The 9,755-nt window shown below is 37.5% G+C and carries 13 protein-coding genes and 2 pseudogenes; 4 read left to right on the top strand and 11 right to left on the bottom strand.

What is annotated here, in order from left to right; genetic code table 11:
- Both BKL51_RS00070 and BKL51_RS00060 read right to left on the bottom strand, forming a co-directional pair.
- Positions 1-314 (bottom strand): prepilin peptidase (locus BKL51_RS00070; protein WP_077464733.1); only part of this gene is annotated, 314 nt, incomplete at its 3' end.
- A gap of 308 nt (positions 315-622) precedes the next feature.
- The gene (locus BKL51_RS00060; RefSeq protein ID WP_059368117.1) at positions 623-853 is read right to left on the bottom strand and encodes a Flp family type IVb pilin; all 231 of its coding nucleotides are present in this window, start codon (positions 851-853) and stop codon (positions 623-625) included.
- Between the two features lie 782 nt (positions 854-1,635).
- Here BKL51_RS00060 and BKL51_RS00055 point away from each other — a divergent pair.
- The 4 genes from BKL51_RS00055 (at position 1,636) to BKL51_RS00040 (ending at position 3,540) form a co-directional block, all read left to right on the top strand.
- Positions 1,636-2,547, top strand: coding sequence for a glycosyltransferase family 2 protein (locus tag BKL51_RS00055; RefSeq protein WP_077464731.1), 912 nt, complete (start codon positions 1,636-1,638; stop codon positions 2,545-2,547).
- Between the two features lie 196 nt (positions 2,548-2,743).
- On the top strand, positions 2,744-2,881 hold the full coding sequence (locus tag BKL51_RS12005) for a hypothetical protein (RefSeq protein ID WP_233127061.1): 138 nt from the start codon (positions 2,744-2,746) through the stop codon (positions 2,879-2,881).
- The gene (locus BKL51_RS00045; protein ID WP_369801894.1) at positions 2,878-3,261 is read left to right on the top strand and encodes a type II toxin-antitoxin system VapC family toxin; all 384 of its coding nucleotides are present in this window, start codon (positions 2,878-2,880) and stop codon (positions 3,259-3,261) included. The genes BKL51_RS12005 and BKL51_RS00045 overlap by 4 nt, the downstream gene beginning before the upstream one ends.
- 48 nt (positions 3,262-3,309) lie before the next feature.
- Positions 3,310-3,540: a hypothetical protein gene (locus BKL51_RS00040; RefSeq protein ID WP_077464730.1), complete on the top strand. Its 231-nt coding sequence runs from the start codon at positions 3,310-3,312 to the stop codon at positions 3,538-3,540.
- A 102-nt stretch (positions 3,541-3,642) separates the two neighbouring features.
- Here the strand turns inward: BKL51_RS00040 and tnpA are convergent.
- The 9 genes and pseudogenes from tnpA to BKL51_RS00005 all read right to left on the bottom strand — a co-directional run.
- A pseudogene (gene tnpA, locus BKL51_RS00035) lies at positions 3,643-3,876 on the bottom strand (IS200/IS605 family transposase); the annotation flags it as partial.
- Positions 3,877-4,019: 143 nt separating this feature from the next.
- Positions 4,020-4,472, bottom strand: a complete 453-nt coding sequence (locus tag BKL51_RS00030; protein WP_077464729.1) for a hypothetical protein — start codon at positions 4,470-4,472, stop codon at positions 4,020-4,022.
- 804 nt (positions 4,473-5,276) lie between these two features.
- Positions 5,277-5,531: a hypothetical protein gene (locus BKL51_RS11715; protein ID WP_143530460.1), complete on the bottom strand. Its 255-nt coding sequence runs from the start codon at positions 5,529-5,531 to the stop codon at positions 5,277-5,279.
- Between the two features lie 196 nt (positions 5,532-5,727).
- Entirely contained in the window at positions 5,728-5,898 is a 171-nt protein-coding gene (locus BKL51_RS12240) for an antA/AntB antirepressor family protein (RefSeq protein WP_143530457.1), read from the bottom strand.
- 388 nt (positions 5,899-6,286) lie between these two features.
- Positions 6,287-6,588: pseudogene (locus BKL51_RS12300) on the bottom strand (DUF6396 domain-containing protein).
- 35 nt (positions 6,589-6,623) lie between these two features.
- Complete coding sequence (locus tag BKL51_RS12295) at positions 6,624-7,151, bottom strand: hypothetical protein (RefSeq protein ID WP_369801893.1); 528 nt, start codon at positions 7,149-7,151, stop codon at positions 6,624-6,626.
- On the bottom strand, positions 7,082-7,450 hold the full coding sequence (locus tag BKL51_RS12290) for a hypothetical protein (protein ID WP_369801892.1): 369 nt from the start codon (positions 7,448-7,450) through the stop codon (positions 7,082-7,084). Before BKL51_RS12290 ends, BKL51_RS12295 begins: the two co-directional genes overlap by 70 nt.
- A 111-nt stretch (positions 7,451-7,561) precedes the next feature.
- Positions 7,562-8,716: a DUF6396 domain-containing protein gene (locus BKL51_RS00010; protein WP_143530462.1), complete on the bottom strand. Its 1,155-nt coding sequence runs from the start codon at positions 8,714-8,716 to the stop codon at positions 7,562-7,564.
- A 2-nt stretch (positions 8,717-8,718) separates the two neighbouring features.
- Positions 8,719-9,735: a phospholipase D-like domain-containing protein gene (locus BKL51_RS00005; RefSeq protein WP_077464735.1), complete on the bottom strand. Its 1,017-nt coding sequence runs from the start codon at positions 9,733-9,735 to the stop codon at positions 8,719-8,721.
- Positions 9,736-9,755 lie beyond the last annotated feature (20 nt).

Below are 9,755 nucleotides of genomic sequence, written 5' to 3'. Positions count from 1 at the left end.
CCTGAAAAGGTAGTAAAGAAGAGAAAAGACATTATTTGAAAACTTGGTATAGCTAACATTAATACACTAATTAACTTAATATCTCCGGCACCAATAACTTTTAGTGTAAATAAAATAAAACCGACAGACAGAGAAACCAATGCAGGAAAAATAAAAACCGTATCGTATTTTAAATAAGTAAATATCAAAATAACGACTAATAATAATGTAACGACTCTATTACTAATAACTCTTACACGAATATCTGTCCATGACAGATTAATTAATAACAGAATTATGAAAAAATTCAGAAGAAGAATGATACATTCTTTCATAGAATTAGCCTTTACTTAACACCGAATCAGAAACAGACTGAGTTAAAAATCTAAATTTTTCACCTAGTTCAAAAAGAAATCCTTCTTGTCCTAAAATTGCAACGAAAAAAACGGCAACAGCGAACCCGACAAGACCATACTCAATTGACGTAATACCTTTTTTATCAAGCTTAAATTTTTTTAGATAAAGGAAGGTTGAAGTAAAAAGTTTATAATTCATATTATTATGACAATATGGAGAGCGGTTAATAGATTTAATAAATAACCGACCTCCATATTTTCTCCTTTATTAAATTTTATAAAGGCGATTATTGTTTCTGAATATTAGCGTCTTTAATTGTTGTCGTTAAAGACTCAAATTTAGCTTTTAATTGTTGAATAAAACCATTGTCATTATAGAACACTGCTACGATTAACACGGCTACAGCAACGGCAATTAAACCGTATTCGATTGCGGTTACACCACGTTCATCTTTTCTAAAATTACGGAATGCTTCGGTTACTGAAATATATGCTTTAGTTGTTAATTGACTTAACATTTAAAAATTCTCCTAAAATAAATTTACTAATCTAAACTCTTTTGAAAGAGCCTGTATTTCAGCTTTTACTTTTCATTTCAAAGCTAAAACTTCCTTATTGTAAAAAAAAAAAAAAAAAAACAAGCCCTTTTTAATAAAAAAGTAAATTTTTTTCTCAGGTAAAAAATTATAATTAAGATATAAGCAATAAAAAACAGGTTACAATGTCAATTTCTTAACAAGAAAATCATCGGAGAGGTAAATGGAGAAAGGCATCACTCATAAATCGTCAGTTTTCAATTTTTATTAGTAAACAGGAATAAAAAAGTTGGCGTAACTGTCGCAGAGTTGGCTTAGAACAAGGTCTACGCTAAAGAACATCAGGAAGCAAGAGATATTGCACTAAATCGCAGATTATTATTGCGCTCATAACTCATTATATTTCCAACTAACGGGGTTCCTCCAATATAATCAAATCTTTCATCACAACTTATACCTAAGCTATCTTGATTACTATCAAATAGCCCTTGCCGATTGATATAGTCTTGAATAATCTCCTCATAGGTTGATAAATTTCACTTAGCTATAAAATCCGTCCAGACTGTTTTATCTCCCGTACCATTTTGGGAAATACTTTTAAGGCTCGACGTTCTCATTGCTCGTTTCGCTTTAATACTTTAAAATTTTTGTTCATAAAATATCCTTGTTGTGGGTAAAAATTAAATTTTGAATACCCTCAATCACAACGACAACAAGAAACTCACTTTAAGATTTAGAGAATTAAATACACCGGAACAGCAGAGATGTCAGACAATATTCCTATCAGTTTTATTTTACCTATCTATAACGTAAAGGATTATCTCGCGGAGGCAATTGAAAGCATTTTGAAACAAGCGGTTTCAAAAGAAATTATCTTAGTTAATGACGGCTCAACGGATAATAGCTTGGCAATTGCCTTACAGTATGCAAACCAATATTCGTTTATTCAGGTTATTCATAGCCAAAATAAAGGAGTAAGCGCCGCTAGAAATGCCGGTTTACGTTTGGCCCAAGGGGAATATGTCGTTTTCTTAGATCCGGATGATTACTTAGATGATAATGCGGGTTTTCAAGCACTGTATGAACTCGCTCAAACCTACCAAGTTCCTGTTGTAAAAGGCACTTACCGAAAACGGTTTGATCGCCAATTATTCTTATGCAAATCTATCTTTGAAGAAGTCAGTCCACAAACCGGCTATATTTCCTCATTAATTAACTGTTTTACAACTGCATTACCGGATAACTGGTTTATTCAGATTGCCTGTTTTATGATTCGACGTACGGTACTCTTGGAAAATCAGATCATCTTCGATACCACATTACCATTCGGCGAAGATACATTATTTAACGTCGACTTATTCTCTTTAGAAGAAAACGTGTTGGAAGTTAGTTCACCTTTGGTTGTCTATCGTAGTCGCCCAAATAGTGCAATGACCCAACCAATAACAGAAACAAGGCTGATTTCACAATATCGATTGATTGAAATACTGCGAAGCCGATTGGAAAAAACAACCAACCCGGTACTTAAATCTTGTATCACACAAGTAATAAGCCTGAATTGTCGGCATCTTGCCCAAACCATTGAGCATTACCCAAACTTGGAAAAATATCAGTATTTAATCACAGAAGAAATGAAAGTGTTTATGCAATATACCCAATTAAATTTCTTTTCTTAAAAAATTGCTTTACGAACAAATAAAGCCTATGTTAGAGCACATTACATTTAGAACAATTAGAGGCAGAAAGATGGAAAGAGTTGTGGATCTTTTTTAAATCGGACAAAGCCAAGCGGTCAGATTACCTGTTGATTTTGAATTTAATGCGAAACAAATTTATATCCGCAAAGAAGCAAATGGTGATGTCGTTTTATCAATGCGCGCACAACAACAATCTTCTTGGGATAAAATGTGGTCTGCGTTAGATAACCTTGATACAGTTGATTTTTTAACGCCTGAAGAGCGTCTCCAAGAATTATCTGCTCGAGATCCCTTTGAGGGAATCAACCTATGATATATATGCTTGATACCAATACGGTAAATGATATTGTACGCAAAGAGCCCAATGTGATTAGACAGCTTAAGTCTCTTTCTCTGGAAAGTATTTGTATTTCGGGAATTACGGCAGCAGAGATCATTTATGGATTGGAAAAACGACAAAGTACCAAATTAAACCAAGTGATGTACCCATTTTTAGAGGTTATAACCATTTATGATTGGCATTATGGTGTCGCACAATGTTACGGTAAATTACGGGCTAAGATGGAAAATCAAGGTTTTGTAATGGGAGCCTTAGACCTGATGATCGCTGCGCACGCTGTTTCAGAAAATTGCACGTTAATAACTAGCTACAACGCCTTTAAAATGCTTCCTAATCTCGTTATTCAAAATTAGCGAGAAGAGCGCAATATATAAAACTCATTATTTATCTAGGAGGCTAAAATGACCTTTTCAGAAAAAATTGGCTATAAAGTTGGAAGTATGGTTGACAAATTTAAATGTTGGGAAGTGTCTATCTTTGTTAAAGTTATCAGTGTTTTTGCTGTATACCATTTTTTACATCTTGATGAAATACTTCCAATGCCTATTGATATTCTTTCCAATCGAAGCACAAACACATCGGAAACATTGACTACCCCTTGTTCAGATGAACAAGACAATTATTGTTCATAAATTTTTAAACGAAGCGGTCTTGTATCTTCATCATTAATATCCGTTAGTATATCCCCAACAACACACTGCGTCTCCCAGTTTCCTAAATCTGCCGCTTTTCTTAATTGACAATTTAGGGGGGATAGTCAAGAACATATGAATATGCTCTTTCATTGCATGAGCTTCCAGAATTTCAACTTCTTTATAACTACACAACTGCCTTAATATTCCTCCAATATCTACTCGCAATTTTCCATAAATTGCCTTTCTTCGATACTTCGGGATAAAGACTATATGGTACTTACAGTTCCATCTTGTGTGTGATAGACTTGAATCGTCATTGGATTTACTTGCCATGACTTATTCTCCTATATGTTGAATTTTGGTTGTCAGCCTTATTCATTATAGGAGGATTTTTTTGCTCACCGCTTAAGCTTTTTGATTCCATACGCTATGCGTATGGTTTTTATAGCCAAACTTTGTTTGGCTATGATAAAAAGTTAGCAAAGTCTTACATACCAATCTTCAAGGGTTTTCGCACGACGTGAAATGGTGCCAGTTCCCTGTTGATTATTAGACAATCGCTGATTTCTTGGAATATTAGCGGTTGAAAAGTAATCTGTTAAAAATTGATTAGCATGACCTTGCATAGTTTTACCTGAGCTTAACGACCAACTTTCCCATTCTTGGTACACATCAGAATTTCTAAATGCTAAAGCCATTAATTGCATTGGCATAGAAGTCGTCGCAAGATTAATCCCGCTTTGCGTTAAATTCAGATTTCTATCCAAAAAACCAAGTATTCTTGCGCTGTGTGCGTAATAGTCGACTTGTCGCTTAGTCAAATTAAATAAGGAAGGGGAGAGAAAGCCATGTTGATATTTACATTTAACAACAGCAAGGACTTTATTAAGATCGTCCGCTTGAGGGACATTAATACTCGTTAAAGGCATTTTTTTCACCTTTTTGTAAATTTTTCCTTTAAAAACGGAAAGCAAAAAGGTATGATTGCTCCGTGTTTACACAGAAAACCACTTGCTTTTTTATTTTTAGAGGTAAGTTGTTGCTTTGGCATCACATGGTCATTAGTCGTGAGAATGTGATACCGCTCTTTAGAAGACCCGATCAGTTGGCGCTGATTGGGTTTTTCCATATCTAGTGGTTATAAAAACACGTAACCCCTAAATATAGGGTTCTCATTATAGATAGGATCGATAATAAGATCAACAAGGATCTTTAAAATCTATCAAAAAAGCCTCTCATTCGCTCTCTAAGGCATAAATTAGGAAAGTTTGGATCCGAACCGGCCTTAAAATTTTTCTTGCTCAAATGGCGTTTTATTTTGCATAAACGAGCATTTAAAAAATCAAATAAAGGCAAATAAGAGTATATATTTCACCTTTGTGCATAATTATGCGAGTTTATGTATACAAAAATCCCAAGATCTCCCTTGTTTTTTTCTTTACTTAATCTAAACCTAGAATAATAAGCTCTTCTTCATAATTTTTCTTATCTGGAGTATGTTTTACAATATCCTTACACTCCAGATAATTCTTTTTAAATTCATCTCTTGCTCTCTCGAAAACTTGCATACTATAGGAATTTTTATCATTCCATTCCTCTATAATTGCTGATAACTAAAGGTGTCATGGCTGTTTGCGGTGATTTCCAATAAGTGATGAACACATTGCAAACCGCCTAAATCACTGTGTATATCATCAATTTGGTTTGTATTTCAAGGATACTCATTTTACCCCCTATGAAAATAACGCTAATTTATGGGAAGTTTGGCGATGTTGTAGCAAACCTAAATCAAACAACTTGCGTAATCGTAGCTCTAGGGCTTTTTTACCCAAGTCTAATAATTTGCCGATTTCACTATTTTCTAAGCCCATTTCCCTATAAAGGATAATTTTTACATTCCAGATAAACGGCAAATAAGGCTTGTTGCGCTTGTTTCTGTAGTCGGGTGATTTCATTCGGGTTTTGCGTAGAAAAGCTGGAATAGCCATGAGTTGCTGTTTTAAGCAGGGAAATTCTGCCCTTGCTTTATTATTATCAATAAACTACTAACGGATTTAATAACCGATTTCGCTGTTTTCCATTAAGCATAAATACTTGGCAATGTCGAAAGTGAGGTAATAGTCTTTGATCTCTACTTCACGGCTACCCCATAGACCGGTTTTAACGTTCTCAAATTTGAGAATGTTAAAAAAAATCAACATCTTCACGAAAATAACCATTTAATAAACAGCGATTGATCCAATCTTGGAATTTGGTTTTAATTTTTAAGTGCTCATGAAGCTCACGTACATTGATAAGTTCAACGGATTGATTTTGAAGAGAACCAGTAGAAGTATTGATTGGTAAATTTTTCATAGCTTAATCCTATTTGAAATAGACTTTATTTTGAGTAGGGCGGGGCGACCGACAGCTTAAAACTGTAAGCTAAAACAACAGAATTATTCCCTTTTGGTAAACGATCGTTTCTCTATACCGTCCGCCTAGCAACTGGGGAAGCTGTAGGGGAAATTCAACAATGTACAAGTACAGAAGCAAATAACGACGAAACCTTTGCAGAGATAGGGGACTGCCGAGAGGTGCGATTAAGGGCAATTACGCCAATCACTATCCATTTTAAAATACGCGCTATCACTCATCACCCTGGAAAATCACAAGGCAAAAATAGAAAATATCTCCTATAAAACATACCAAAAAACAACCGCACTTTTAAATTGTTCAGCCTAAAAGTGCGGTTCATTTTCCATTATTTTTTCGGTTTCTTCGGCAAACCTGTTTCTAAATCTAACCCGTTATCCACTCGAACACCTGCCTGATTTGCCAGTTTCATCATTAATGCCTCACTCGGTCTTGGCGGGGCGTCGCCTTCATACCAACGCTGAAAGGCAATTTTGCCGTCCCACTCGGGCAAGGGGCTGGAGGTAACGGCACAATATCGTCGAGATCAGGAACTTTGGGTTGGAGGTAGTCTTTATAGGCTAAATATTTCCAAATCATGTCATAACGTCTAGCACGCTCCGAATCCTCTGATAAATTTAAAAAATACATATCATCTTTTTTATATTGACCTTAAAAAGCCTTACTTAAGCGACGAGCTGAAGAATCGCTACCATTCTTTGTCCCTTGATGAAATACTTCCAATGCCTGTTGATATTCTTTCTTTGTAGTCGAATACCCAACATATCGGAAGCATCGCCTAATCCTTGTTCCGAAGCACAAGCTCGGAGTTGATTAATCAGTTTTATACGCATTTCTAATGTATCGTCATCGTTAATTTTACCTAGTATATCCGCCACAACATACTGCGCCTCACGACTGCCTAAATCCGCCGCCTTTCTTAAGTAAGCATATTGACCGTCTTTTTCAGTGCGTACACCATATCCTATATCTAAATAGCCATACAAATTGTAATAAGCGGTAGCGGGTAACTGTTTTGCCAACTCTTCATTGAGATTATGCACTTCCGTTTGCGGCATATCGCTGCTAATCCGTCCACTTTGTAACAGATATTGCAACCGCACGTTGGCTTTATAATCGCCGTTTAGTGCTGCAATACGATAATAACGTGCCAAGCCGTTCCATACCGCATCGCCCCGTTTGCCCGTCCACATATTGTGCAGGTCGTGATACAACGCATAGAGTTATACAGTTGTTGAGTTTCTACCGAGAGTTCGGGTTTTTCTTCGTGTTTGCAAACAAATTCCAAACTTGCCTGTAATTGTTCCATTTTTTCCATCTTGGTTTTTCTCGCTTGATATTTATTTATATAATCTTCAATAAAATTGCTTGAAGGTGAATGCCCCGCACCACCCAAATCAATCCCGTTAAAGAAACGAGTGCCTGCCCAAATCGCGACAACAATAAGGGCGATTACACCAATCACTAACCATTTAAAAATACGTGCTATCATTTATCACTCCGAAAAATCACAAGGCAAAAATAGACAATATCCTTATAAAACGCACTAAAAAACAACCGCACTTTTAAACCATTCAGCCTAAAAGTGCGGTTAACTTTTCCATTATTTTTTCGGTTTCTTCGGCAAGCCCGTTTCTAAATCTAATCCGTTATCCACTCGAACCCCAGCCTGATTTGCCAGTTTCATCATTAGTGCCTCACTCGGTTTTGGCGGGGCATCGCCTTCATACCAACGCTGAAAGGCAATTTTGCCGTCCCATTCCGGCAAGGGAGCTGGCGGTAACGGCACAATATCGTCAAGATCGGGAACTTTGGGTTGGAGGTAGTCTTTATCATAAAGATAATCGCCGATAATTTTATAGCGACGAGATCGTTCACTATCCTCTTTAAGACTTAAATTATCTAAGTATTTTTCTTCTTTACTATTATTAAATACTCTTGCTAAAACATTAGCAGAAAGTTCACTACCATTCTTTACACCTTGATGAAACACATCTAAAGCTTTTTGATATTCTTTATCCAACTGAAATCCTATCCCTAAGGAATCCGAAGCTTTCCCTAACCCTTGTTCAGAGGCACAAGAAAGTAACTGTTCTATCAATTTCAAACGCATTTGCAAGGTTTCTTCATCATTAATATCGCCTAACATATTCGCCACAACATACAGTGCTTCCCGACTGCCTAAATCCGCCGCCTTTCTTAAGTAAGCATATTGACCGTCTTTTTCGGTACGTACCCCATATCCTACATCTAAATAACCGTACAGATTGTAATAAGCGGTGGCAGGTAGTTGTTTTGCTAACTCTTCATTGAGATTATGCACCTCCGTTTGCGGCATATCGGAACTGATACGTCCGCTTTTGAGTAGATATTGCAAACGAATATTGGCTTTATAATCGCCGTTCATCGCAGCTATGCGGTAATATCTCGCCAAGCCGTTCCATACCGTATCGCCCCGTTTGCCTGTCCACATATTGTGCAGGTCGTGGTACAACGCATAGTTATACAGTTGTTGGGTTTCCGCCGAGAGCTCGGGTTTTTCTTCGTGTTTGCAAACGAACGCTAGACTTGCCTGTAATTGTTCCATTGTATTCTGATTCATTTTTTGTTTCTCTTCTTGTGTAATACCTTTTGAACGCGGATTCCCCGGCGCTCCGCCAAATGTGAGATGGGTGTCGGATATAAAATGATCGACTATGCCAATACCAATCCCGACTAATGCCACAAGGGCTAGAATTATATAGGTTAAGACTCTCATCATTAGTCACTCTTGCTCATTGTTGGATCCGCACGATAAAATTCCCGCAATGCACATTCAGGATACGTCCCGTCTTTTTGGGCATCTTTATTTGCCTTAATTAACTGTTGCCAAACATCAAAAATATCCACCGCCACCGCATAATCATGCAGATTATCCGGATTGGCTGCGCCGTTTTTATTGGTGTGTAAATCCCATAAGCGTTTGCGTAACCCTTCCGCCACTTCGCCGCATTCCATAATAATCCCTAGCTCCGTATCCACCTGCATACTCCGCGTGTTCAGATTGGCTGAGCTGATGACAGTAAACACATCGTCCATAATAGTGACCTTGGAATGTACATAGACTTCCGCCGGTATCTCGTTGCCTTTGCTGTCTTTGTAACTATGTACGTAGTTGCCCTGTTCATCTTTTGGCATTAAGGTGCAAATATGCGCTTTAATGCCCGGCGTATCGCTGATTTCATAGCCTAATTCCTTGGTGAGATTACTCTCTTCTTGGCTTAATTCCTGATTTTCAATGGGATTTGCCGCTTGGCTGTTTGGGTTGTTTTGGTTTTTGGCGTTCTGTTGCCCTTGTTTTTTCTCCGCCTCTCGCTGTTTAGCTTTGATATCGGCAAGCTCTTTTTCAAGACGTTGAATTGCTTGTTCGTTGGCTTGATATTCCGCCTGTGCCGCAGCTTTTCCCTCAGGAGTAGGCATTTGTCTTACCCTATTATACAAAACCGGCCGAATGACTTTGCGATTACCTAATTCCAGTTCCAATTCTTGACGTTTAATCGCTCTCGCCACCCCCGGCATCACATCTTGTTTGCCCAATAATTTAAACATTTCATTGGTGGTGTAAGTGCCCTTGCCGATACCGTCATCGGAAGAATTCGTTACGGTAAACCAGTGTATCGGTCCTTCAGCCCGTCCGCCGCTTTTCAGTTTTTCCCAGTGGGCGATAAATTCCCGCACTAGCGGTGGAAAACGAAAATATTGATTTTCGGTGTAAAGATAGCTGGTGGTCTGTTTAATATTTTTAGGGGCTGACGTAG

The sequence above is a fragment of the Rodentibacter sp. Ppn85 genome (assembly GCF_001999335.1).
Lineage (GTDB): Bacteria > Pseudomonadota > Gammaproteobacteria > Enterobacterales > Pasteurellaceae > Rodentibacter.
This window is presented reverse-complemented; position numbering and strand designations above follow the sequence as displayed.